At 44.4% G+C, this 25,602-nt stretch carries 22 protein-coding genes; 12 read left to right on the forward strand and 10 right to left on the reverse strand.

Going from position 1 to position 25,602, the window contains the following annotated elements:
- Nucleotides 1-113: 113 nt before the first annotated feature.
- From ONE56_RS15660 to yccS, 3 genes are all read right to left on the reverse strand, one after another.
- Nucleotides 114-428 carry a hypothetical protein gene (locus ONE56_RS15660; RefSeq protein WP_423841014.1) on the reverse strand — a complete coding sequence of 105 codons (315 nt, stop codon included), beginning with the start codon at nt 426-428 and terminating at the stop codon, nt 114-116.
- A 126-nt stretch (nt 429-554) separates the two neighbouring features.
- Nucleotides 555-719 carry a hypothetical protein gene (locus ONE56_RS15665; protein WP_331438849.1) on the reverse strand — a complete coding sequence of 55 codons (165 nt, stop codon included), beginning with the start codon at nt 717-719 and terminating at the stop codon, nt 555-557.
- Nucleotides 720-876: 157 nt separating this feature from the next.
- A complete protein-coding gene (gene yccS / locus ONE56_RS15670; RefSeq protein ID WP_423841015.1) occupies nt 877-3,030 on the reverse strand; it encodes a YccS family putative transporter in 2,154 nt (717 codons plus the stop codon).
- 253 nt (nt 3,031-3,283) lie between these two features.
- Here yccS and helD point away from each other — a divergent pair, with 253 nt between their 5' ends.
- Together helD and ONE56_RS15680 are read left to right on the forward strand one after the other, a co-directional pair.
- Nucleotides 3,284-5,353, forward strand: a complete 2,070-nt coding sequence (gene helD, locus ONE56_RS15675; RefSeq protein ID WP_041154514.1) for a DNA helicase IV — start codon at nt 3,284-3,286, stop codon at nt 5,351-5,353.
- Between the two features lie 202 nt (nt 5,354-5,555).
- On the forward strand, nt 5,556-5,768 hold the full coding sequence (locus ONE56_RS15680) for a hypothetical protein (protein WP_423841016.1): 213 nt from the start codon (nt 5,556-5,558) through the stop codon (nt 5,766-5,768).
- Nucleotides 5,769-5,836: 68 nt separating this feature from the next.
- Here the strand turns inward: ONE56_RS15680 and ONE56_RS15685 are convergent, their stop codons facing one another.
- Together ONE56_RS15685 and torT are read right to left on the reverse strand one after the other, a co-directional pair.
- Nucleotides 5,837-6,292, reverse strand: a complete 456-nt coding sequence (locus ONE56_RS15685; RefSeq protein ID WP_041154519.1) for a methylglyoxal synthase — start codon at nt 6,290-6,292, stop codon at nt 5,837-5,839.
- Nucleotides 6,293-6,349: 57 nt separating this feature from the next.
- Nucleotides 6,350-7,384: a TMAO reductase system periplasmic protein TorT gene (torT, locus tag ONE56_RS15690; protein ID WP_423841141.1), complete on the reverse strand. Its 1,035-nt coding sequence runs from the start codon at nt 7,382-7,384 to the stop codon at nt 6,350-6,352.
- Between the two features lie 209 nt (nt 7,385-7,593).
- Here torT and ONE56_RS15695 point away from each other — a divergent pair, with 209 nt between their 5' ends.
- Nucleotides 7,594-8,733, forward strand: a complete 1,140-nt coding sequence (locus ONE56_RS15695) for an amidohydrolase (protein WP_423841017.1) — start codon at nt 7,594-7,596, stop codon at nt 8,731-8,733.
- Between the two features lie 44 nt (nt 8,734-8,777).
- Here the strand turns inward: ONE56_RS15695 and napF are convergent, their stop codons facing one another.
- Nucleotides 8,778-9,296, reverse strand: a complete 519-nt coding sequence (gene napF, locus ONE56_RS15700) for a ferredoxin-type protein NapF (protein WP_423841018.1) — start codon at nt 9,294-9,296, stop codon at nt 8,778-8,780.
- Nucleotides 9,297-9,304: 8 nt separating this feature from the next.
- Nucleotides 9,305-9,874, reverse strand: coding sequence for a molecular chaperone TorD family protein (locus ONE56_RS15705; protein ID WP_423841019.1), 570 nt, complete (start codon nt 9,872-9,874; stop codon nt 9,305-9,307).
- Nucleotides 9,875-10,072: 198 nt separating this feature from the next.
- Between ONE56_RS15705 and ONE56_RS15710 the strand changes: the two genes are divergently transcribed.
- The 5 genes from ONE56_RS15710 to ONE56_RS15730 all read left to right on the forward strand — a co-directional run bounded on the left by ONE56_RS15710 (nt 10,073) and on the right by ONE56_RS15730 (nt 16,742).
- Nucleotides 10,073-12,517, forward strand: a complete 2,445-nt coding sequence (locus tag ONE56_RS15710; RefSeq protein ID WP_041154523.1) for a DmsA/YnfE/YnfF family dimethyl sulfoxide reductase — start codon at nt 10,073-10,075, stop codon at nt 12,515-12,517.
- An 11-nt stretch (nt 12,518-12,528) separates the two neighbouring features.
- A complete protein-coding gene (locus tag ONE56_RS15715) occupies nt 12,529-13,149 on the forward strand; it encodes a DMSO/selenate family reductase complex B subunit (RefSeq protein WP_041154524.1) in 621 nt (206 codons plus the stop codon).
- 1 nt (nt 13,150) lies between these two features.
- Nucleotides 13,151-13,996: a dimethyl sulfoxide reductase anchor subunit family protein gene (locus ONE56_RS15720; protein WP_423841020.1), complete on the forward strand. Its 846-nt coding sequence runs from the start codon at nt 13,151-13,153 to the stop codon at nt 13,994-13,996.
- Nucleotides 13,997-14,479: 483 nt separating this feature from the next.
- Nucleotides 14,480-15,682, forward strand: coding sequence for a formaldehyde dehydrogenase, glutathione-independent (gene fdhA / locus ONE56_RS15725; RefSeq protein ID WP_041154526.1), 1,203 nt, complete (start codon nt 14,480-14,482; stop codon nt 15,680-15,682).
- Nucleotides 15,683-15,806: 124 nt separating this feature from the next.
- Nucleotides 15,807-16,742 (forward strand): LysR family transcriptional regulator, encoded by a 936-nt coding sequence (locus ONE56_RS15730; protein WP_041154527.1) that lies wholly within the window; start codon nt 15,807-15,809, stop codon nt 16,740-16,742.
- A 79-nt stretch (nt 16,743-16,821) separates the two neighbouring features.
- Here the strand turns inward: ONE56_RS15730 and ONE56_RS15735 are convergent, their stop codons facing one another.
- Both ONE56_RS15735 and alr read right to left on the reverse strand, forming a co-directional pair.
- On the reverse strand, nt 16,822-17,163 hold the full coding sequence (locus ONE56_RS15735) for a DUF3316 domain-containing protein (RefSeq protein ID WP_041154528.1): 342 nt from the start codon (nt 17,161-17,163) through the stop codon (nt 16,822-16,824).
- 205 nt (nt 17,164-17,368) lie between these two features.
- Nucleotides 17,369-18,451 (reverse strand): alanine racemase, encoded by a 1,083-nt coding sequence (gene alr / locus ONE56_RS15740; RefSeq protein ID WP_423841142.1) that lies wholly within the window; start codon nt 18,449-18,451, stop codon nt 17,369-17,371.
- 817 nt (nt 18,452-19,268) lie between these two features.
- Here alr and dgcN point away from each other — a divergent pair.
- The 3 genes from dgcN to ONE56_RS15755 are packed head-to-tail and all read left to right on the forward strand — an operon-like array spanning nt 19,269 to nt 22,115.
- On the forward strand, nt 19,269-20,273 hold the full coding sequence (dgcN, locus tag ONE56_RS15745) for an N-acetyltransferase DgcN (protein WP_423841021.1): 1,005 nt from the start codon (nt 19,269-19,271) through the stop codon (nt 20,271-20,273).
- The gene (gene dgcA, locus ONE56_RS15750) at nt 20,273-21,247 is read left to right on the forward strand and encodes an N-acetyl-D-Glu racemase DgcA (protein ID WP_423841022.1); all 975 of its coding nucleotides are present in this window, start codon (nt 20,273-20,275) and stop codon (nt 21,245-21,247) included. Before dgcN ends, dgcA begins: the two co-directional genes overlap by 1 nt.
- 10 nt (nt 21,248-21,257) lie before the next feature.
- Nucleotides 21,258-22,115, forward strand: coding sequence for a D-amino-acid transaminase (locus ONE56_RS15755; RefSeq protein ID WP_331438824.1), 858 nt, complete (start codon nt 21,258-21,260; stop codon nt 22,113-22,115).
- An 88-nt stretch (nt 22,116-22,203) separates the two neighbouring features.
- Here ONE56_RS15755 and guaD read toward each other — a convergent pair whose 3' ends face one another.
- Nucleotides 22,204-23,562 (reverse strand): guanine deaminase, encoded by a 1,359-nt coding sequence (gene guaD, locus ONE56_RS15760; RefSeq protein WP_331438825.1) that lies wholly within the window; start codon nt 23,560-23,562, stop codon nt 22,204-22,206.
- 786 nt (nt 23,563-24,348) lie between these two features.
- On the opposite strand from guaD, the gene ONE56_RS15765 reads away from it, so the two are divergent.
- Nucleotides 24,349-25,482, forward strand: coding sequence for a GlxA family transcriptional regulator (locus ONE56_RS15765; RefSeq protein WP_331438826.1), 1,134 nt, complete (start codon nt 24,349-24,351; stop codon nt 25,480-25,482).
- The last annotated feature ends 120 nt before the right edge of the window (nt 25,483-25,602 follow it).

Below are 25,602 nucleotides of genomic sequence, written 5' to 3' on the forward strand. Positions count from 1 at the left end.
GCAAGGACTGACCTTTAAAGAACCAGATTGGCATCATTGCTAATCTGGTTTTTCATAAATACTAGGTTTGATTCGCTGTTTAAATGTAGACAAGATATTCAAATATAAAAATGTTAGACATGAATATCGAGTAGACTGCCAATGACCTCGTTGTTTTTATCAACAACAGAAGCACCAATACGGTTATAACTGGCCGCTTGGGTGAGGTTGAGTAGCGGTTCTGTGAGTGAAGAATGAGAATTGTAAGCGGGTTGAATGCCAGACGATGAAAGGCCTGAGTCTTGCTCGGGCATTGACTCAACTTTATTGAAAGCGAGATCTTGTGAGGGTTTACTGGCGTTATGATTAATCTGTTCTGATGCTTTATCTGCCATTTGCTGCGACAGTTGAATCAGTTGATGTCCAGATTGTAGCCCTGATACTGGCATGTCATTCACTCCGTTGGAATCTAGTTGTTAGAATAGGAAGTGAATGTCGAACATGCAAGTGCTTGATAAAAGCGTGAGTAAAGAAAGAGACGGCCAATTAGGTGTAAATTGATCGCTTGGTAAGAATTAGACAAACAGCTGAGATAGCATTTCTCGTTCTTCAGTGGTTAGCACAGGCTCTTGTTTTTCATTCAACGTTGAGTTGATTTCTCCCTGAAGAGACTTGAGCTGATGAGTGGTGAGCTCGCTCAGTTTGCTCTTAAGTTCATTAAACTGTTGAGTTGTCATCATATCTATTACCCACTTAAGCCAATTGTGGTTGTCGTACTTAGGAAATGACTTCAGATACGCAACCAATCTTATAGAAATAGGATAGTAATTAGACGGTTTTTTAATGTCCGAGCTTTGTCAGCTTATGTTAAATAGCTTGTGAGTTTTCTCCTATGTTTTATTTAACCCTAGAGGCAAACTTGTTCGCCAATGAGTGAAGCTCTGGCAGCATCCGATAAATAAGGTGAAGTTGTTGTAATACCATTCTGGCAGAACTATCGTCTTCCTCTCTCCATTCATTTAAACGCTGTTCCAATCCCGTGTCGTCTATGCTTGATAAATCACAGGTTTCACTATGTTGATGTAATTGTTGATGCAGTACGTCTAAATGTTGGTGGATACAACGGTGTGAGTCCAAAATCAGTTTATGAGTTGACTCATCGTCTAGGCGGGTACGGTGCGCACCAAGTGCCGAGATGTAATTCAACATGGCATGGTTGAGCGTTAAAAAACGGAAGCTTTCATCTATTGCAGCTCGGTATTTGCCCGGCTCGACAAGCATTGTACTGATGGCGGCCGAAAGGCTAGCGTCACTATTGTGGGCCTGACGACGAGCAACTCGATAACTTAGGTCATCCTTTTTCCCAACTCGATATTGAGCAATGATTTGAGCAAGATACTGCTTGTTGGCATCAATCGCGTCGGACATCACTTTATGAAGTCTTCTCGATTGCCAGTCTGGTAAAATAAGTGTCACGGCTGCCACGGCTAATACACAACCAATAAGGGTATCAGCCAGGCGTGGCAGTACCACTGCGTAGCCTTCTCCAAGTTGATTGAATAAGAACAGCACCAATAGGGTGATAAATCCAGTTGCATAAGCGTAATTGTTCATCCTAAAGGCAAAAAACATCACACCGGAAATCACGATAAACACCAGTTGGCTCTCTTGAGAAGGGAAGAACGTCAGCAGCGGTACCCCAACAAGTAAACCGACAATCGTACCAATGACTCTCAACGTCAGTTTTTGACGTGTTGCACTGTAATTTGGCTGACAAACAAACAGCGTCGTTAATAAAATCCAGTAGCCACGGTCAATGTTGAAAAACTGAATGATCCCGTAGCCTAATGTTAATGTGATCGACATACGCAGCGCGTGTCGAAACAGCATTGAGTCCTTATGTAGATTAGCTGAGATACTTTGCCACATCGCCTTTAATGTGTGTGGGTTGTTGTCCGCCAACACATCTTCCTCTAGGCCTTCAGCATCTGGATTGTTGATATTATTGAGCTGTTTTTCAACGGTCGCTAAGTTATTGAATAAATAGGTCAGCTGCATGAGCAGACGCTTCCAGTGCCCTTGGTTTTGTTCTTCTAGATAGGCGAGGGAGTTTTGCAGCTCCGCCAAGGCTAAAATCGACTCTGAGGTATGTGAGTATTCGGTACCAAGTTGAATCGCTTGAGCGATATCTCGGCAGGCTTTGGCCTGTGATTCGAGAAGATCTTTAAAACGAAACAGGACGTCTGACCGTTCAAATTCGGAGGATAAATCTTGATAGCGGTAATGACTGGAGCTGACTCGCTCATGAATGTCCTGCGCAATAAAGTAAATATTGAGAAACCGATCACTCGGGCCATCAACGTGACCTCGTTTGGAACGGTTCACCAGCGTGGCTTTACATGCATTAAGCGCAGTGACAGTCGCAGCATTCAGTTTCGCAGCTTCTATGCGCATCGGTTGTGGTGTTAAGTTTGTCACGGGGTGAAACAGCTTCGCTTTTGCATCCAAATAATTAGCGAGCTGAAAGAATACCGTTGCTAAGCTTTGTTGGACTGGTTGTAAAGGCCAAAACATTTGCCAAATCATCGACATCAAGTAATACCATGCCGCTCCGGTTAACAACAAGACCGGTTGGAACCAAATATTAGTGCTTTCGTGCGCGCCGAGCATGGTGTAAATAGCAATCAGTAGGGAGCCAAACGCAATACTGGCGTATTTAGGGCCTATTGCTCCAAGCATGATAAACCCGAAAGTCGAAATAAACAGCCCAGCAGCAAACAGCCAAGGGGTATTGAACAGTATCTCTATAGAAAATGCCGCGAGTGCGAAACAGAGAAACGTGAGAACCAGTGCTTTGAGCCGTCCGGTGAAGCTGTCATCACTTTCTGCCAGAGCGGCAGCAATAACTCCAAGGATTAGGGGAGTGATAAGCGTATTCTGCCCGTAATACCACGCAGGAATCACAACCCCAAGAAGTGTTATCAGTATGAGAATGCTGTAATTGACGGTTTTATTAGCCCAATAGAGCCTAAATTTGGAAGCTGCTTGCACGTTAAGCCTTTCGTTTTTCACGCGAGTCCGGATGGCGTGTATTTTTAATGAAAACAGACGAATATTAGCAAGCTATTGACGTTGAACCAAATCCTTATAGTCCCAGGGGATTATTCTGTTCACAAAATCAGCAGTAATGTGAATTTTTAAAAAGAATGTATACCGATGCAGATTTTGGGACATTCCATCGCTACAATTTAACGCCTCAAAATGATATAAACCGATAACTTCCAATCAAAAAGGCACACGTTTCATGCAGCTCACTGCCACCAGCAAAGCACAATTTTTTATTCAAAATGAATACCATCATGTCGAGATAAAAGAGAACAGTGTTTTATTAAGCTCTATTGGTAGTGAAGAGCACATACCATTTACGGTGTGGAATGGAAACGTGAAGGTGAAACGCGGACTGGTTTGGAGCGCACTGCAATTTTTCGCTCACGAACAAGAAGGTAAACAGCAAAGTTGGCTAGTTCAAGGTTTACCTTGGCCTCAGTGTCGAAACTTTGCTGTTGAGGCGGTACGTCAATATCAAGAGTGGCACAACAATCAGTGCCGAAAATTGGCGGAGTATTTACCGAAGTGGGAAGCGGACCTTCATCAACTAAAACATGTGCCGACCTACCTTTCGCATTCTCAGGTTTTGTCTTGGGTCGAGCGGGTTAACGACGAATTAGTTGAGATAAAAACCAGTTTAGAAGAAGCCAAAATGCGCATGCCGAATCGTATGGCAGAAATTGAACCTTGGCTGGTGGATACCTCGCAAGCGTTGGATGTACGTAATCAGGAATGGTTAGAAAATGAGCGCCCGAATTGGGAAGTGCTCTTCAATCAAATTGAATCGTCTCCACTCAACGTCTCTCAACAGTACGCGGTTCTACTTAACGATGATCACAACTTGGTTTTGGCTGGCGCGGGATCGGGTAAAACTAGCGTTCTCACTGCGCGCGTGGCGTATTTATTACAAAGTCACCAAGCTCAGGCCGAAGAGTTATTGATGCTAGCGTTTGGGCGTGATGCGGCTGCAGAAATGAAAGAGCGTTTAATCAACAAGGTAGGGATGGCAGCGGATGGTACGCGAATAAATACCTTCCATCAGCTTGGTTTGTACATATTAAATCAAGTTGAATCACAACCAGTTGAAATTACGCCATTGGCGCTGGATGATAATCAACGTTCGGCGTGGTGTATTGATTGGCTGAAAAAACACTGGATGACACCAACTAACTTCAAACGTTGGCAAAAACACCTCGATAAATGGCCAATTGCTTATTTGAAAGGCGACGACGAACTCGGTAGCCATTCTGAAAACCCAAAACTGATTGCGTGGTTAGATTCACAACTATCACAGCTCGCAGCGATAGGTTTAACCAAAAAACAGGTACAAGAAAAGCTGGTCGATCATCCAGACTATACGCGTTTGAATAGTGAGTTGGCACTTTGTTGGCCATGTTTTACTGCGTGGCAAAAAATGCTCAAAGAGAGTAATCACGTTGATTTTCCAACCATGATCAGCCGCGCCACAGAATATGTGGTCAAAGGTAAGTTTATCTCGCCTTGGCGATTTATCATGGTGGATGAATACCAAGATATCTCTCCAGACCGATTAGCGTTGGTTGAAGCTCTGTCTGCTTCTACGCAGAAGCAAAAAGGCGCAACCCTGTTTGCTGTGGGCGATGATTGGCAAGCGATTTATCAGTTTGCAGGGGCTGACGTGGATTTAACCACGGGCTTTAAGCAGCGTTTTGCACACTCGACGGTGCATCATCTTGATACGACCTACCGTTTTAACAATCAGATTGGTGATGTCGCCAATACGTTCGTACAGCAGAACCCTGCTCAGATAGCGAAGACCCTGAATAGCCACAAACAGCGTAAGCAGAAGAGTGTACATACTGCACCAAGCAATCAGGTCGAAAAAATTCTCGATCAGCTTAATCAACAAGCGAAGAAAACCAAGTCAGTGTTGTTGCTGGGACGTAATCATTACCATAAACCGGATCTATACGATGACTGGGTGCGACGCTTCCCTAATCTAGATATTCGATTCATGACTTGCCATGCGAGTAAAGGTCGTGAGGCAGACTTTGTGATTATTCTGTCAGTGGATGAAGGGCAGTTCCCTGCGAAGAAGAAACAAGTTCACATCGATGGCGCGCTAACGGAGTCGAAAGATGAATACCCGCACGCTGAGGAGCGTCGTTTGTTCTATGTCGCCATTACGCGAGCAAAAGAAAAAGTGTGGGTGACTCACACTGGGGCGGGCTCCGCGTTTGTACAAGAGCTGGTGGATGGGGATTATCCCATTGTTACGTCGCGGTAGGGGGAACAAAGCCCCTAGGGAAAAGAAAGGTCCTAGGTGGGGAAAAGGTCCTAGGTTATAGGATCCTAGGTCCTAGAGGAGTTTGCTGATACTTGTGCGTTTAACGTTAGGTTTGTATTTGTATTTGTGTTTTGGATTACGGAGCGCTTCGCTTACTGAATACAGGGAAGGTCCTAGGGGAAAAAGGTCCTAGGTTCTAGGGGTGTTTGTTGAAATTATAGTGCTTGACATCAACATTAACTCGTTGAAAGTATTCCGTATTCCGTATTCCGTATTCCGTATTCCGTATTCCGTATTCCGTATTCCGTATTCCGTATTCCGTATTCCGTATTCCGTATTCCGTATTCCGTATTCCGTATTCCGTATTCCGTATTCCGTATTCCGTATTCCGTATTCCGTATTCCGTATTCCGTAAGCGAAGCGTCCTGTGTTTTCCTGGGACCTAGGATCTTTTTCACCTAGGATCCTAGAAACTTTACTGTTTTATGTTCTTTCCGCTAAGTAGGCTTCGTAATCCGGCACTTCAATATCGACTTCTTGTTGGATCAATGGTGAGTTAAACAAGAACTTGGCGGTTGCGCGGTTAGTTGCGACGGGAATATTCCACACGCTGGCTATACGAAGTAAAGCTTTTACGTCTGGATCATGAGGAACGGCATTGAGTGGATCCCAGAAAAAGATAAGCACGTCAATTTTTCCTTCAGAGATCAGAGCGCCAAGTTGTTGGTCGCCGCCCATTGGACCACTGATCATGCTTTTTATCGCCAAGCCTGTCTCTTTGCTTAGCATGTGACCAGTTGTCCCTGTCGCGTACAAAAAATGCCCCTGAAGCTTTTCTTTGTTTTCTTTCACCCAACGAAGTAGCTCCGGTTTATAGTTGTCGTGGGCGACTAACGCGATGTGTTTATTTGCAGGCATGGTACGAGTTGTTTTTTGCATCAAGTTATTTCCAGTTATTCGTTTTTATCTGAAGTTATCAAACACTTTTTTTCTTCATCAATCAACAGGATTTACGCTGAAAGTTGGTCGATATGCGGATGGAGATAACGATTCTTCAATCGTGTCGGTGTGAAGAGTATTTGGTGTTAGCGGAGAAATCTTGGGGACCGCTTTTTTATCATAGGGTTGGCTGCGCAAATAATGCATCGCCTGAGTTACTACGAGGCGACCTTGTAGAACCATCTTGTCTGTCGCAGCGAAAAGAACTTTTTTTCGCAATAATCCACGGTAAACACCATGACTCAGGTAAACGGACACCAGTCCAAGCTGATTGCTCTTGTTCGCGTGACGAACCTCGCTGATAGCGGCTTCTATAGCAACAGCGCTGCCTACAATATATTGAGCATTGCCTGAATCAATGACGCGTTGGACTAGATTACGTTGTAACTCTTTATCATTGTCTGCCCAGTAGGACTCAACGATATGAACGTCGCTGCCATTTAGTGCGGCATAAAGGCCGGCTGCAACCGGCTTAGTTCCACCGCGAGTTCGAGGGCCGAGGAGTAAAGCGACATTGGTTTCTCCTGAACCTTTTGGGTGTTTATTAGCCAAATACTTTCCAGCTTCAAACCCCATCCAATACCAATCAACGCCTACCGTTCCTTTGAGCAGATGCGCTTGCTTTTCGTCTAGGTTAAGTTGGTTTACTAGCGCAAAAACGGGCGTCTCACCTACCCAATGATCCAAGTTATGCTGATAAGCGTCAGGATCGACCGTACCGAGAATAATAGCATCTGCCCCCCACTCAACACAGGTTGCGAGCTGCTTTTCTTGTCGAGCTTTGTTTGGGTAACCACCAGATTCTAAGACTCTCAAGCTAACATTGTGCTTTTTTGCTTCCGTCACCATTCCATAGTTAACGGATAACCAATATGAGTCTTTTAAGTGAGGATAAATCGCACAGATTCGCTCTTTGTGGCTTGACTCTTCTGCTACGGCTATCGTCGTGAATACGGGGCCGAGTATCAAAGCACATAGCGTCACTCGCTTAACAAAGGAATGCGCGTATAAAAAGAAAGTATTGATAAGCATAGAGTAAAGTTGATTAACCATTACGGCTGTATACTGGGTAGTATATACCCAAATCGCTGTAATATGTAGAAGCTAGAACACCACTAGTCGACACTGGATTTCAACTTCTAAAGACAGGTAGTATGATAGCCCTTGAACATACATTCAGTTGGATAACGGTGATGTCACCCGAGTTCCAGATCCGAAATGAGTACAGAGGGCCCGAGTTTATGGCTAATATTTGCTGGAATGATTTTCGTCAAACGCTGCATCAATTTCCTGAGTTGTCTAATCAAGAGTGTGCAACCGCGCAACGTATCGTTGAGCAATTTTCTCAATTCTCTCCAGATAGGGTGATGACTGGGCTCGGTGGGCATGGTATTGCATTCGTTTATCAAGGCATGAGTCCGGGCCCGACCACATTAATTCGATGTGAGCTTGATGCTTTACCCATCGAAGAAACAAATACTTTCGCTCATCGCTCTGTCCACCAAGGCGTATCACATAAATGTGGGCACGACGGACATATGGCGATTGTATCATCGTTGGGGGAGTTTCTGAGTACGCAGCGACCAGAAAAAGGGCGGGTTGTACTTGCTTTTCAGCCTGCTGAAGAGACTGGTGAAGGGGCAATTAATATGGTGAATGCCCCCGCGTTCTCTGAACTGATGCCTGATTTCGCTTTTGCTCTGCACAATTACCCTAGTTTGCCCTTGGGGCATGTGGCCGTTAAAGCAGGCCCTTTCAATTGCGCTTCTCGTGGACTGATTATTCGTTTGACGGGCAAAACCTCCCACGCTGCACATCCAGAAAACGGCATCAGCCCTGCTATAGCAATGTGCGATATTATTAAGGAATTGAATGTGTTGCCGGGCACTCTTGATGAACGGTGCTGGGTCACCGTCATTCATGCCAAATTGGGTGAAGTGGCGTTTGGTACCGCACCTGGAGAGGCGGTGGTGATGGCAACACTGCGAAGCGAAAGTAACGGTGCAATGGAAACCTTGGTTGAAGCTGCAACCGCTTTAGCGAAAGAAAGCGCAGAACGTCATGGTTTGAGTTGGGATCTTGAGTGGCAGGATGTTTTCCAAGCTAGTGTGAATTCAGAGTTAGGCTGTGAACTGGTTGTACAAGCCTGCCAGGATACTAACACGCCTTGCACGATACTCGATGAGCCGATGCGTTGGTCAGAAGATTTTGGGCAGTTTACCGCTGTGGCGAAGCAAGGCGCGATGTTTGTTCTCGGATCGGGTCAGAATAGCCCGCAGTTACACAACCCGGATTATGATTTTCCTGATGAACTCACTCCGGTAGGGCGAGCAATATTCGCTAGTCTTATTGAAAAGATCAATGGTGTCGTCGATACTTGATTGGCTACTTGGACGATAGAGTTATTGTTAAGAAAGTCGTCAGATTAGTTTTGTTTGTTATACAACTGCATAGTGATAGCGCTGACATAACATTGGGGGCGGCACTGCCCGCAACCATTGCATAATTCATTGTTAATTTCTGGAAGTTCGTCGGTTTGAATCGTAATGGCCGATTGAGGACAGGACTCCGTGCATTGCTGGCATTCCATTTGAAGGTAGTTGTTACAGCTTTGTGCAAAGTGCGGACGCAAATTAATATCCAATTCCACGCATGCGTTAAGGGCATCGGTGGGACAAGCATCAATACATTCACCACATAAACTGCACTCATTATAATCCAGATTGAGTTGGGCTAGATGATCAGACAGCTCAATCACGCTATTCGAGCAAGCTTTGACACATTCGCCACAGCCATCACAAAGGCGAATAAACAGCGCCTCGTCGACCGCATGAGGTGGACGTGCGACTGAGCGAGGCGTCACTTCCTGCTGTTGCAGATCTTTGACTGGTTGTCTAAATCGACCCAAAAAAACGCGTCGACTGCTGTCTATCTGTTCATTCATCTTGTCATTTATCGCTGGGTATAGAGTTTTTTCTCTGTGACGTTAATGCCGTTTTGTTCAACCACGTTTTGTAGCCAAGTTGACGCGTCGTTTGCGAGATGTTGATAAAACGTATTCGGTGCCTGCTGCTGTAACTGTTCAAGATAGGCATTGGCCCAAGGCATCAAATGCTCACCAATCAATTCAAAAGCGGCGTCTTTGTTGCCCTGTTCCAACAAATAAGCACAGGCTAATAGCATGAGCCCAAACTGATCTTCTGGCTCTCTTTGACCTGAGTCTAAACATAAACCATGTGCCTGAAGAAAGAGTCGATATTGAACATTAGATTCCCCAAATAGCACCTGCTCTTTGTCTAAGTAGACCGATCCCCAAGGTGGGACTGGCATGGTTCCGAGCCCTTCGAATAGCACGCTAAAGTCGTGCTCAAGTTGCTCAGGCTCTAAAGAAACTAGAGCGTCAAGTGTGAGCGGGCGAAGGACGTTTTCTTCGGTCAATGCGCTCACAATTTCAATCGATTCTGTTTTGCTTCGTTTTTCGTAAAACAGTGTGCCTAATAATTTTAACGTATGGATAATCATTATCATTTCAATAAATTAGCATTGTCGAATAATAAAATGATTGTTTCATACACGACACAAAATGCATCTAAAAATTGCCGAATTACAACTAAATTTGGTGTTGATTTGATTGGAATCAATAGTGAATTGAGTCGCGATTTTCAAATTGGAGTTTTAACCCTAAAGTGTTATGTGCAAGCAATGTTAAGGCATACAATTATGACAAAGAGCAAACAACAATCGGAGCTATTGAACCTGACTCGTCGTGGTTTCATCAAAGCGAGTTCCTCGGTGGCGAGCGTAGCAGCGTTAGCCAGCGGCATTAGCTTACCATTTAAGTCCAATTCGGTCAGTGCTGCTGAACCTACTCAAAGTGAAGAAAAAGTGATTTGGAGTGCATGTACCGTAAACTGTGGATCTCGCTGTCCACTGCGGATGCATGTACAAAATGGCGAAATCAAATACGTGGAAACCGATAATACTGGTGACGATGTCTTTGGTGACAGTCCACAAGTAAGAGCCTGTCTGCGTGGGCGTTCAATGCGTCGCCGAGTCTATAATCCTGATCGACTAAAATACCCAATGAAGCGAGTAGGTAAACGCGGTGAAGGCAAGTTCAAGCGCATTAGCTGGGATGAAGCGTACGATGAAATCGCAACCACGATGCAGCGTCTTATTAAAGACTATGGTAATGATTCGATCTACCTAAACTACGGTACAGGGACGCTGGGTGGTACAGTGACTAAGTCTTGGCCTCCTGCGTCCACATTGATTGCCCGTATGATGAATTTATGCGGTGGCTACTTAAATCATTACGGGGACTACTCGACAGCGCAAATTGCGGAAGGCTTAAGCCACACGTATGGTGGTTGGGCGCTGAATAACTCTTTCTCCGATCTGGCAAACGCGAAGCTGAATATCCAGTTTGGTAATAACCCAGCGGAAACACGGATGTCGGGTGGTGGCTTGATTCACCATTATGTCGAAAGCAAAAATAAATCCAATGTTCGCACTATCATTATTGATCCTCGTTACACCGACACCGCGGGTGGACGTGAAGATCAATGGATTCCTATTCGTCCATCTACCGACGCTGCGTTGGTCGCGGGTTTGGCACATGTGTTAATCACAGAGGATTATGTAGACCAAGCTTTCTTAGACAAATATTGTGTTGGGTACGATGAAAAAACACTGCCTGCTTCAGCACCTAAAAACAGTGACTATAAGTCTTACATCTTAGGACTTGGCGAAGATGGCGTAGAGAAAACTCCTGCATGGGCATCAAAGATCACTGGTATTCCAGTCGACACGATCATCAAGCTTGGCCGAGAAATGGGCGCGAACAAACCGTGTGCCATTCACCAAGGCTGGGGATTGCAGCGTACGGCAAACGGTGAATTAGCGTCACGTGCAATCGCAATGTTGTCACTGCTCACAGGTTCCGTCGGCGTGTCTGGTGGTTCGACTGGTGCGCGTGAAAGTGATATCAATATTCCGTTCGTGCGCTTTCCCACCGTGCCTAACCCAGTTAAAACCTCGATTTCGATGTTCTTGTGGACAGATGCGATCTATCGCCATCACGAAATGACGGATAAAACTGATGGTGTTCGCGGTGCCGAACGTTTGGCGAATCCAATCAAAATGATTTGGAACTACGCAGGTAACTGTCTGATTAACCAACATGCGCAGATCAACCGCACGCATGAAATCTTACAAGACGATAAAGCGTGTGAAATGATTGTGGTGATCGACAACCACATGACTTCATCAGCGAAATACGCAGACATCATCTTGCCTGATTTGACGACGTCAGAGCAAGAAGACTGGGCAATGGACGGTAAAGCATCTAATGCGCCTTACTTTATCTATGCCCAACAAGCTATCGAGCCACAGTTCGAAGCGAAAAGCATTTATGAAATGTGTTCGCAAATCGCCAAACGAATGGGCGTGGGTGAAGCCTTTACTGAGGGCCGCACGCAACATGAGTGGATAGAACACTTGTATGCGGAGACCCGCAAGCTAGATCCGTCACTACCAACCTTTGAAAAAATGAAAGAGTTAGGGATCTATAAGCGTCAGTATCAACGTGATTATGTTGCTTACGAAGATTTCCGCAAAGACCCAGAAGCTAACCCGCTGACAACACCAAGCGGCAAGATAGAAATCTACTCAGAAGAACTGGCTAGACGGGCGCAAGAGTGGACACTTAAAGAAGATGAAGTGATTCACCCATTACCAGTCTATGTTGATTCGTTTGAAGGACACAATGACCCATTGACCGACAAGTATCCATTACAACTGACGGGCTTCCACTTCAAAGCACGTTGTCACTCAACCTACGGCAATGTTGCTTTGCTTAAAGCTGCGGCACGTCAGGAAGTCTGGATTAACCCGATTGATGCGCAAGCCCGAGGCATTAAAAATGGCGATATGGTGAGCATCTTCAACGATCGTGGGGAAGTGCATATTCCTGCCAAAGTCACGCCACGTATATTACCGCATGTTGTCGCATTAGGAGAGGGAGCATGGTATTCCCCAGATGGTCAGAAAATCGATCATGCAGGGTCTATCAATGTATTAACCACGCAGCGTCCGAGCCCACTAGCGAAAGGCAACCCTCAACACACCAACTTGGTGGAAATTAAACTGGCAAATAAGGCATAAGGTAGGTTGGAATGAAACAATATGGCTTTTACATCGATTCAAGTAAATGCACAGGTTGTAAGACTTGCCAGCTTGCTTGTAAAGATTATCGGGACTTGGATGTGAAGCGAAACTATCGCCGTGTGTATGAATACGCAGGCGGTGGTTTTGTGCAAGATGGCGACACATGGATTCAAAATGATGTGTTCTCTTATTATTTATCCATAGCGTGTAATCACTGCGCTGATCCTGCGTGTGTCAAAGTATGCCCGTCGGGTGCGATGCATAAACGCAAAGAAGACGGTCTTGTTGTGGTTGCGGAAGACGTTTGTATCGGTTGTCAGCACTGCGCTAACGCGTGTCCTTATGGTGCGCCTCAGTTCGATAAGGAAAAAGGGCACATGACAAAATGCGACGGTTGTTATCAACGCGTGGCTGAAGGCAAACAGCCGATGTGTGTGGAATCTTGCCCGTTACGTGCATTGGAATTTGGTGAAATCCACGTTCTACGTGAGAAATATGGTTCGACAGCAGACGTTGCACCGTTGCCATCATCACATCTTACGTTCCCAAATATCGTGATTAAATTGAACAAAAATGCCAAACCAACGGGTGATACCAGTGGTTACTTGGCGAACCCTCAGGAGGTGTAAGATGATTTTTCATGAGTATTCCTTAATCTTCTTCACCGTACTGGCACAAACCGCCGTAGGTGGATATCTGCTCGTAAGTGCACGCTCGCTAGTCATGGGGTTCGATGAAGAGAAAATTAACAGCTATAAAGTGCCGATGTTTGGTTTATGGGCAATCATGGGCATCGGCTTTCTGTTTTCTATTACGCATCTAGGCTCTCCTTTACGCGCATTTAACTCATTTAATCAACTGGGTTCGGCGTGGCTATCCAATGAAGTGTTCTTTGGGGCGGCTTTCTTTGCTGTTGGTGGGTTACAGTGGCTGCTCTCTGTATTGAAAGTGGGCGGGGCTGCTATCCAAAAAGCATTGATGGTTGTAGCGATGATTTTGGGATGTATCTTTATGTATGCGATGGTCAACGTCTACATGATTAATACTGTCCCTACGTGGTTCAATATTTACACACCGTTAAGCTTTGTCATGACAATGGCCGTGTGTGGGTTATTGTTGTCGCAGTTGGTCATTGTTGCTGCAAATGACAGCCGCTTCACGGTAGATCGTAACATCATCATGTTCGCAGTTGTCGCCGTTGCAATCAGCCTGGCGGTGACAGTGGGTAAAATGAACCTTGTTGGTGATATTCAAAGCTCGATCGTTAAAGCCTCTGATTTGGTTGATGGCCTTGGAAGTTATCTCAGTGTTCAAGTGTTGTTGCTGTTGGCGGGGATGCTCATTTGGGTGCTTCCAATGATCAACAAAACTGCTGTCAATCCGATTAACTTAACGGTCGCATTGGTACTGATTATCGCTTCGGAGTTAATTGGTCGTGGATTATTTTATAGTTTGCACATGACGTCTGGTTTATAGCCAAGAGCCGTGTCTCGCTAAGACAAATAGCCAGTTCTAATGTTTTGAACAATCCCTCGACGTTGAAATCGAGGGATTTTTTATGAACGGATGGGTTTATTATCAAAGTTCCTCTGCCTTCTTTGGCATGCCTGTGCACTATTTTTGTGCGTATAGTTAGACCTAGTTATAAGATTCCGCTTCCTTTCTTTCCTCTTTGTGAGCTTAGTCTCAGCATCACGTTATTGATCTTCGTTTTGTCGCAAATGCACAAGTATGTGGCGCAATGCTGCATATGTGTGCATTACTTGAGCGTTATTCTCCGACAGGAAAGCCATACAAAAACACACCAGTTAGTCGCTGTTGGTTTGGTTTAAGTTGCTGTTAAAAAAGATATTCTTTATTTAGCTGAGGATGAGACTTTTTACCACATTAAACCACCATCGTTGATTTGATTGGTCATGGAACCACCAAAACTATAATAAGCCTCAACAAGGAGACGTTATGTCCTACGAAAAATCGAACCGCGCCGTTGTTTACAAAGGCCCGGGCAAAGTTGCTGTCGAGTCTATCCCTTATCCGGAACTGGCGTTGGGCAACCGTAAGTGTGAGCACGGTGTTATTCTGAAAGTACTCACCACAAACATCTGTGGTAGTGATCAGCATATGGTTCGTGGACGTACTACGGCAGAAGAAGGTCTCGTACTCGGCCACGAAATTACGGGCATTATCTTAGAAAAAGGTCGTGACGTTGAATTTGTTGATGTCGGCGATATTGTTTCGGTGCCATTTAACATTGCTTGTGGTCGTTGTCGTAACTGTAAATCTGGTATGACGGGAATTTGCTTGAATGTAAACCCAGCACGTCCAGGTGCCGCATACGGCTATGTCGACATGGGCGGGTGGGTCGGTGGCCAGTCTGAGTACGTGATGGTGCCATACGCAGACTTTAACCTTCTTAAATTCCCAGACCCAGATCAAGCGAGAGAGAAAATACAAGATTTGACTTTGTTGTCAGATATTTTCCCAACTGGATTCCACGGTTGTGTTACCGCAGGCGTTGGCCCCGGTTCAACAGTATACATTGCGGGAGCTGGTCCCGTTGGTTTGGCTGCAGCAGTATCGGCACAGCTTCTAGGCGCAGCGTGTGTCATCGTTGGTGATATGATTCCAGATCGGTTAGAGCAAGCACGTAGTTTTGGTTGTGAAACGATTGACCTACGTGAAGACGGCAGCATGGAAGATAAGATTGAAGCGATTCTAAATGAGCGAGAAGTCGATTGTTTTGTTGATTGTGTTGGTTTTGAAGCGCACGGCTGTGGGTGTGGCGGACACACGAAAGAGGCACCAGCAACCGTACTAAACTCGGCGATGCAAGTAACACGTGCTGGTGGTTCTATCGGTATCCCTGGCCTTTATGTAACCGACGATCCAGGTGCAGAAGATGAAGCAGCGAAAGTCGGTGCTCTGAGCATGCGCTTTGGTCTTGGTTGGGCTAAATCGCACTCCTTCCATACGGGCCAGTGTCCAGTGATGAAGTACCACCGCGGACTGATGCAATCCATCTTGTTTGATAAAGTGAAAATTGCAGATGCGGTTAATGTTCAAATGATTTCGCTTGATCAAGCGCCGCAAGGTTATGCCGACTTTGATGGTGGTGCAGCGAAGAAATTTGTTATTGATCCGCATGGTGAGTTCAAGTCTTAATTGGAATAAAGTACCCAAATGGCCACGTAATACTGGTCATTTGGGTAGAGCCGCAAAATGCTTGCTTCAATTCGCCATTTGAGTATATTTACCCGTCTAACAGAAGCACTTACTTAGGTAACCAATGGATCTTGCGAGTAGACTCGAGCTGTTGCTAGAAGTTTCACAACAGGGCTCTTTTGCTCAAGCAGCGGATAAGCGTGGTATTGACCGCTCTGTACTTTCTAAGCAGATTAGAAAGCTTGAAGAATCGTTGGGTGTTAGATTATTGAATCGCTCAACTCGTTCCTTATCACTGACGCCTGCGGGAGAGGAGATCGTCAAGCAAGCTCAGCACGTAAGAGATGCGTTAGACAAAACACGTCAGTTGGCTGATACTTTCAGCGATACGCCCCGAGGTAACCTTAAAATCTCCTGCACAACACTTTTTGGAAGAAGGTATCTTAAAGATTGTGCTGTTAATTTTCTTAAAAAATACCCGCAAGTTACGGTAGAAATAGTTCTGGAAGGCCGAAACGTCGATTTGATTGGTGAACGCTATGACGTTGCATTTAGGATTGGCAGTCCGAAGGATTCTAATCTAGTCGCAAAAAAACTTGCAAATCATCAGTTACTACTACTCGCATCAAAAGAGTTTGTTGCTAATTACGGTTATCCAGAAACGCCTGAAGATCTCGCTGCATTACCAGCGGTGATTTATTCGAATAGTTCTTATCAAATGAACAAAGTCCGGCTATCACCGATTCATGATAATGAGGATAGGGATGAAGAGACCGTTACGATTACAGCGAAAGGACGTTATCACGTTAACGAAGTTGAACTATTAATGCATGGAGCGCAATCTGGGTTGGGCTATGCTATTGTCGGTCAACTTATGCTCACCAAAAGTATTGATGAAATGGGCTTAATCAGGTTATTGCCTGATTACAAAATTGCTTACTCCGGTGGTCTATATGCGCTCTATCCACATCGCAATCCCCCACCATTAGTCAAGTTGTTTATTGAAACCGTAGAGCAAACTATTGGCAGTCCAGCTATTTGGGAAAGCTATACGACATAAAATGTTGATGAGTATTTTTAAGCGGTGGGTATAGGGGCGATCCATTCCCCCCAGATTTATTCCTTAAAATGCAGATATCTTAGTCGTTAGATCTCATTGCATCAAAGTGGTAATCGACATTCAGAATTGCTCGATATTGAATATCATCACGAGCATAAGCCACTTCTTCAATCACAACGTTGCTATCGTCAATATTGACATCATGAACATTCGTATAGGTAAATAGGCCCAGCTTGGCTCTTAGCTCTGAACTCGACATATTTTGTAGTGATTCTGATAGATTAAAGCCCGCATCTAACGCTTGCTCTTTACTCTGGAATGTACCTAAGTCCACATTTTTTTGCTCTGTAAGTGTGATGTTTGAAGCAAATGCAGACGAAGTCATAATGATGCTTGCAGTCAATAAAGCTAATTTTTTCATAGTAAAACCTTTCTTTCTCTATTTAATTATATCTAGACAGGTGTCTATCTCGTTTTGTTGTGATTATTATGGTTTTTTATTCTGGGTAGATAAAGATAAGAAACAGAATTTCACTATGGGCGATTTGGCACCAATCACCCATAGTGCATAAAGAAAGACAGGCCTTAGAATGGCTATTCGGGCATGTACTATCTATCTCAGCGCATCAAATTGTAGGTAGATAGGTTTTGAAGACACGTTTAGTGAGTTTAATGATGAGCTCGTAAGGGATGGTGTTTATGTGCTTGGCAACCCGCTCAATGGGCAAGTTTTCACCCCAAAACTCGACAGCATCACCGACTTTATCCTGAGCCTCCGGACCTAAGTCTACGGTAATCATATCCATAGAAACCCGACCAGCAATCGGAACCGTTCTCCCATTAATATAAACAGGCGTTCCCTCGGGGGCACTTCTGGGGAAACCGTCACCATAGCCCATCGCGATAACACCGATATAAGTATCTCGTTGTGACGTCCATGCTTCACTATATCCGACGGGTTGGTTTGCCTTATGTTTACGAACCGCTATTAGTTTTGATTTCAGCGTCATGGCAGGCTGCAAACCGTGTTGTTGGCCTGTCTCATTTTCGTTAGGGCAGATGCCGTAGAGTGAGATGCCTGTCCTTACATAATCCAAGTGTGAGTCTGGCCAATACAAAAGACCTGCTGAATTTGCCAACGTTTTGGGACCAGAGTATTTCTCGGTTTGGGTAAGAAATAGATCTATCTGTTTTGGGGTTGAATTAGATGAAAGATCATCCGCATTACTAAAGTGGCTCATAAAACCCACTGGCCCTAATATTTTTCCTGTTGCGTCTAGCTTCGCCACATAGTTTTGAAGCTCTTCTGGCTGAATGCCGATTCGGTGCATACCGGTATCGATCTTTAACCAAACGGCAATCCCTTTGCTAATCTCTGCGTGCTTGAGATCGTCAAGTTGTTCTTCACAATGAATGACAGTATGGAAGCCTTCACGAGCAGCTAGTTCAAGGTCCGACTTACAAAAGCAGCCTTCAAGCAGCAAAATGGGTTGTTGGATGCCTACGTTTTTCAGTTCAAGTGCTTCGTCGATTCGAGCAACCGCAAACATATCCGCTTGAGGGAGTGACTGCGCTGTTTTAACGGCATTGTGGCCGTAAGCATCCCCCTTTATAACAGCAATTACGGATTTATCATTAGACTTGCTTTTAAGTACATCGTAATTCTTGCTTAGAGCATTTAAATTAATCACTGCTTCTGCCGTGATCATAGAATCCTTTCTAGAGTGCTCACAAAGCTGAGATTGACTCGTAAACTGTTGCAAATTTTCCATATTTAGTTTTCCAGATATATGTGTGCTTATTCCCTTCAGCAATATATATACCATATGGAATTTAATAACGGCACTGGATATTTTGCGATGAATTACTTCCAAATATGGTTTAATCTTTTGTTTTGGGTTTCGTAGGTTTGGTCAGGAATACTTTCTTATTTTTGCGAATTTATATTCTAAATATTTTTCTTTTTATAGAATTTTAATCTTCTTTGTTTTTTTGAACTTGGGCTTTGTTACCTGTTTTTCTTCAAAGGCATTAGATTCTCGTTAATATTTTGCACTAAAATGGGGTGTTTTGATTTAAAGTTGTGCAATAAAGGTCGTTGAAATCACTTTTTGATCAAAGTGAGACGAAAACTGGCTAATAAATTTGGTTGAAGTGTAAATGGTGATAATCACTATATAGATGGTTTTTTTTGAAGCAAATGACCAATCTGTCGGCGTGAGAGTGTTTTTGTTAAGGTTTGTAATTACCGATACGGTAACACAATCTATCGAATGTCCTATTTTAGATTTGTTATAAATATTGTAATCCCTGTATTTATTGGACTATTTGACTTTTTTGTCTTATGGCTGATCTGTCGAGTTTTTTAGTTGATTTTAAAGCCTGATGGGCTCAAATTTCGCAAATATAAAGTAATTTTGATTATTCTTTCCATAAAGTGCTAACAAGTTGTCACGAATTTTGCACTGTAATTTAATGTGACGCTAATATTAATAGCTGGATATACATTTAAGGAGTAAAAGCAAGATGGAACTGAGACAGCCATATTTATTATTTTTAGGGGATGCCGCAGACGCTTTAGCAGCAAAAGTTGCGCAAGGTATACAGGCATGGCGTCCCGAATACTGCGTTGGTCAATTGCGCCTTGAAGGTTGTAATGCCGATGTGGGCCTTGATGATTTGAATGTCGCACAAGCGGTCGAAGCAGGTGCTAAAACGTTAGTTATCGGTGTTGCTAACCGAGGTGGTGTTATTTCTGAGCAGTGGGTTTCCGTGCTTATTGAAGCACTAGAATCAGGAATGGATATCGCCGCTGGGTTACATAATAAGCTGAATGACATCCCTGAACTGGTAGAGTGCGCGAACCAACACGGTCGTCGACTTTTTGATGTGCGATATCCAACACAGGTTTATCCTGTCGCTAACGGTGTCAAACGTTCTGGTAAACGATTGTTGACCGTTGGAACGGACTGTTCTGTGGGTAAAATGTATACGTCTCTTGCGATAGAAAAAGAAATGAAAGCGCGCGGGATGGACGTCGACTTTCGTGCAACGGGCCAGACCGGAATTTTAATCACTGGGACGGGGGTTAGCGCGGACTGTGTTGTAGCTGACTTTATTGCTGGGGCAATCGAAACCATTACACCAGAAAACGATCCGCAGCATTGGGATGTAGTTGAAGGCCAAGGTTCTCTTTTTCACGCCTCGTTTGCGGGTGTTACCACGGGTTTGATTCATGGCGCCCAAGCCGATGCGCTAGTTTTATGTCACGAGCCAACCCGCACTCATATGCGCGGCTTACCAAGCTATCCATTGCCCGATCTTAAAACATGTATCGACGCCAATATTGCAACAGCTAAGCTCACCAACCCGAGCGTTCAGTTTGTTGGGGTATCTATAAATACATCTGGCTTAGGCGAAAATGAAGCGATGGAATACATGGATAAAGTCGAGTCAGAGCTCGGTTTACCTGTGGTCGATCCTTTCCGTCAAGGTGTGGCGCGTATTGTCGATAAATTAACGGAGATATAATGAAGGTTAATCTCTATACCAAAAGTTGGCCTATTCGCGGAAGTTTTACGATTTCCCGAGGCAGTAAAACTCACGCTGAGACGATTATCGTGGAAATTGAGCATCATGGCGTTAAAGGACGAGGTGAGTGCGTTCCCTATGGTCGATATGGTGAATCAATAAATAGTGTTTTAGAACAGATTCAAGGTGTTGTGACAGCAATCGAAGTGGGTATAAGCCGGGAGGCTTTACAGTCTTTACTCCCTTCTGGTGCGGCACGGAATGCGGTGGATTGTGCTCTATGGGACCTAGATTGCAAACTAAGTGGTGAATCCATCTGGAACAAAACCGGTTTGGACCCCCAAACCTTAACGACGGCGTATACGCTTTCCCTAGACACGCCAGAAAGCATGGAAAAAGCCGCCATAAAACACTCGCATCGACCACTGCTTAAGTTGAAGTTAGGTGGTCCGGAAGATTTGGCGCGAGTACAGGCAGTGCGTCGTGGCGCACCCAATTCAGAGATTATTCTGGATGCCAATGAGGCGTGGACGGTCGAGACTTATCAGCGGTTAATTCCAGAGCTTTTGACGCTAAACGTCTCTATGATTGAACAGCCTTTCCATGCAGATGAACACCATGTACTTGATGGATTAGAACGGCCAATTACCATTTGTGCCGATGAATCGTGCCATGATCAAGCAAGCCTTAAACATGTGATTGGTCGATACGACATGATTAACATCAAGCTCGATAAAACCGGTGGTTTGACAGAAGCTTTGGCGCTAAAAGCGAAGGCCGAAGCGGCGGGGTTACGTGTTATGGTCGGCTGTATGGTGGCATCTTCATTGAGCATGGCCCCTGCATTTGTTGTGGCTCAAGGGGCCGAGGTTGTGGATTTAGACGGCCCGTTACTTCTGAGTGACGATATTGAGCACGGCTTTGAATTTGACAACAATTCTATGCTGCCTTTCCGCAGTGAATTGTGGGGATAGGGGAACGACAATGGAACGTATCGTATATCTCAATGGAGACTATATTGTTGAAAGTGAAGCGAAAGTTTCAGTATTTGATAGAGGGTTTCTTTTCGCCGATGCAGTGTATGAAGTCACTGCGGTATTAGATGGCAAACAAATCGACCTTGAAGGTCACCTCGCTCGATTAGAGCGTTCTTCTAAGGAACTTGGAATAAAGATGCCAGTCACTTCTGAAGAGCTTATTCATATTCAGCGAGAACTGATTGCGAGAAATGGCTTAGTAGAAGGCGGTATTTATCTTCAGTTAACGCGCGGTGACGAAGGTGACCGAGATTTTTCATACAGTGAAGCGATTGAGCCTACCTTGGTTCTATTTACTCAGTCTCGCAATCTGATCAACAGTCCTAAAACTCAAACGGGCATCAAAGTCATTTCGTTTGAAGACATTCGCTGGGGCAGACGTGATATTAAGACCACCAGTTTGCTACCTGCGTGCATGGCGAAACATGCTGCACACGCCGCGGGTGCCGAGGATGTTTGGCTAATTGAAGATGGCTACGTGACGGAAGGTGGCTCTAGTAATGCTTATATTGTGACTCAAGATGATGTGTTAGTGACTCGTCCTCTGAGCAACGATATTTTGCACGGCATTACGCGTGCATCCTTGATGAAACTAGCCGAAGAGTTGAATTTGTCTATCGAAGAGCGTTACTTCACCATTAATGAAGCTTATCAAGCGAAAGAGGCATTTATTAGCTCTGCCACTACGTTTGTCTGGCCAGTGGTCAGAATTGATGATGAGCCTATTGGAGAAGGGGTTCCGGGTCCATTAGCACTAAAATTACGCGAGATCTACATCAAAACGGCAAGAGAGTTAGCGGTGTAGAGTTCGAATGAAAGGTTAACCATTAAATGGTCACTGTTTTGCGCAGTGACCGTTTTTTGTTGCTCGCTGCAATCCATCGAGATGATGTTTATGAAGAATAGGCGAGCTTACCTGCTACGTAGGTTGCGTGCACATTTCGCTCATCACCCATCATCATAAGTGCGAAAAGTTGGTCTTCCAAGTTTTGTGAATACTGTTGACGCAATACTTGCAAATCTGTTACCGCCCAATCTAAAACGACAAAATCGGCTTCTTTCCCCGCTTCAAAGTTACCGACTTTATCATCAATGCTGAGTGCGTTCGCGCCCCCCAGTGTTGCGAGATACAACCCTTTAAAGACTGAGAGCTTTTTACCTTGCAACTGCATCACCTTATAGGCTTCATTGAGAGTCTGCAGTTGAGAAAAGCTGGTGCCAGCTCCGACATCCGTTCCCAGACCGACGCGTATATCTCGCTTCTCTGCTTCATTAAGGTTGAATAACCCACTACCAAGAAACAGGTTGGAGGTAGGGCAGAATGAAAGGGCGGAATTTGTGCGTTCGACGGCATGCCATTCGCGATCGCTGAGATGAACGCCATGTGCGAAGACAGAGCGCTCACCCGTTAATCCATAATGCTCATACACGTCAAAGTAATCTTTGCGTTCAGGATAAAGCGCCGCAACGTACTCGATTTCATTTTTATTTTCAGACAAATGTGTGTGCACATACACATCAGGGTATTCCGCTTTGAGTTTACCTGCTGCGGCTAATTGCTCTGGTGAGGATGTGGGTGCGAATCGAGGCGTAATGGCGTATTGTAATCTTGCTTGATTATGCCATTTTTCTATCAATGCTTTACTCTCGCAATACCCTGATTCTGGCGTGTCACATAAATCATCGGGCGCATTACGATCCATCAACACTTTACCGGCTATGAGACGCATATTTTTCTTTAATGCCTCTTTAAACAACGCGTCTACGGATTGTGGATGGACGGTGCCAAAGACCATCGCGCTGGTGGTTCCGTTCTTCAATAACTCATTGATAAAGAATTGGGAGATAAACTGAGCGTGAGTTTCGTCTTCAAACTGTTTTTCAGTCGGAAAAGTGTAGGTTTCTAGCCATTCCAGTAGTTGCTCCCCATATGACGCGATCATTTGAGTTTGAGGATAATGGATATGAGTATCGATAAAACCCGGTACAATAAGTTTACCTCGATAGTCGATGATGTCTGAATATTGATGTGCGTCAGTCTCGTTGTACTCACTGATTGATTTGACTAATCCATCTTTGACAACGAGCAAACCATCAGCAAAGTATTGGTATGCGTCGGATGGATCGGAAAGCTTCGCAGGATCGTCAAAAAAGTGCAGCAGGCTTGCACGTATAACTGCATCACCTGTTGAGGTGTTTGGCAAGGTCTGGATGTCGGGATGCGTTACATCACCGATCGAGTCGTTGTTCATAAGTCACTCCATTGAATATGTTTGATACCCATGGTTTTTGACTTATCCGAGTAAGTCCTTGTCAATAGAGTGTATACCCATACACGATATATGAGCATATGTAACAACCGAAAACCATTAAAAGCAGATTAATTATAGCCAGAATCGTGCCAGTTATCTGCAAAGGCCACCAAGCTAAGTTTAAAGCTTCTTTTCCAATGTATCAGAGCGGAAGGTGTCAGATTGTCGTTGCATTGTAAGCGGGCTTAAAGCGTTCGTTGTGGCCAGAATGGTGAGCTAGACATCGATATTGGATCCATATGGTGCAAACTTCGTCCAATATTTCGATATATCGCCTATGAGTTAGACGCTGAGTTTGAGCAAATATTGGGTAGTGAAAAATACCAGATGATGAAATAACTACTAAAGATCTTCTAGTCACGAATTTTTAGTGATTTGTGCCACAATAAATCGTGCAATTGTTACATAGTGTAAAGCTCATCGTTGGGTCACGTGCTGCCTTGTTTTGGTGCATTTTTAGTTTTTATTTCAATGAGTTTAAACAATGAAACTCCTGATTATAAAGATGAAAATTTAACATAAGGTCGATAATTACTAATTAATTCAGTGTGATAAAAGTATCATTATTGAGAATAATTCAACAAATTTGAAACAAAATAGCTATAAATACCTTGAGGCATGGTTATTGCTCTTATACAAATGCTCAACGCGGTGTGCTAGCCAAAAACATAAAAACAGCTAGTGCTTCCGATAAAAATAAATCTCCTTATTACTCTGGAGTTCGCTATGTCAGTTTCAATGAATAAGTTCGGCGGTTCGTCGAACAAGGAAGTAAGCCGAATTGGCTTTTTGCTGCTCGATAATTTTACAATGCTTGCGCTCTCATCGGCTGTTGATCCGATGCGTATGGCAAATCAACTTACCGGAAAAGAGCTGTACGATTGGTACATCATTTCAGAAGACGGAGAAGATGTAACGGCAAGCGACGGAATTACCGTTAAACCAGATTGCTCAATGGCGGATGCGCCACAACTCGACACACTTATTGTGGTCGGTGGGGTAAACATTACTCGCAGTTACACGCGCAGACAAATTTCCTGGTTGCAGTCTTTAGCACGTAAACACATTCGCTTAGGTGGTGTGTGTACGGGCGCTTATGTACTGGCTGAAGCTGGGTTGCTAAATGGTTACCAGTGCTGTGTGCACTGGGAGTGTTTAGCGACGCTTCAAGAACGCCATCCTCGAGTAAACTGTCTCAACCACTTGTTTGTCATCGACCGTGATCGCATGACTTGCAGCGGTGGATCTGTTCCGATGGACATGATGATTACGATGATCCAAAAAGATTACGGCCGTGAGCTGAGTTCAAGTATTTCTGAAATGTTCATTTGCGACAATATTCGCGGTGAAAATGATACTCAACGCATTCCACTCAAACACACCATTGGTACTGCTCAGCCTAAATTGGTTGAGGCGATTATTTTGATGGAAGCGAATATTGAAGAAACCATAGAGTTGGATGAATTGGCGCTATACGTTGGACTATCGCGTCGCCAATTAGAACGCCTGTTCCAAAAATACTTACATTGTTCACCATCGAAATACTACCTCAAGTTGAGACTGAATCGTGCGAGACAATTGTTGAGACAAACATCGATGTCTATCATTGAAATAGCGACAGCATGTGGCTTTGTCTCTTCACCTCACTTTAGTAAATGTTACCGTGTGCACATCGGTATTTCTCCAAAGGCGGAACGATTGGGTACGCATTCCGCTACCGTGACGAATGTAAATGTGACTCCACCATCGATGGAATTAGACAGTGTGGTTGATTTGATGCAATTTGATACACCACTTCGATCTGCGAAGGTGTTATTTGAGGCTCAGCATGAGCCTACCTATGGCTCGGTTTCAATATAAGTCCGCGTGAGCAAAGACGACGCCACCCTCAGTAGGGTGGCGTTTTTGTATGTTTATTTTATCGCTTATCGTTTGTTTATTTTGTCGCGAATAGTTACGTAAAAGGGATTTGGAATGCCG

The organism is Vibrio mytili, assembly GCF_049563345.1.
GTDB classification, from domain to species: domain Bacteria; phylum Pseudomonadota; class Gammaproteobacteria; order Enterobacterales; family Vibrionaceae; genus Vibrio; species Vibrio mytili.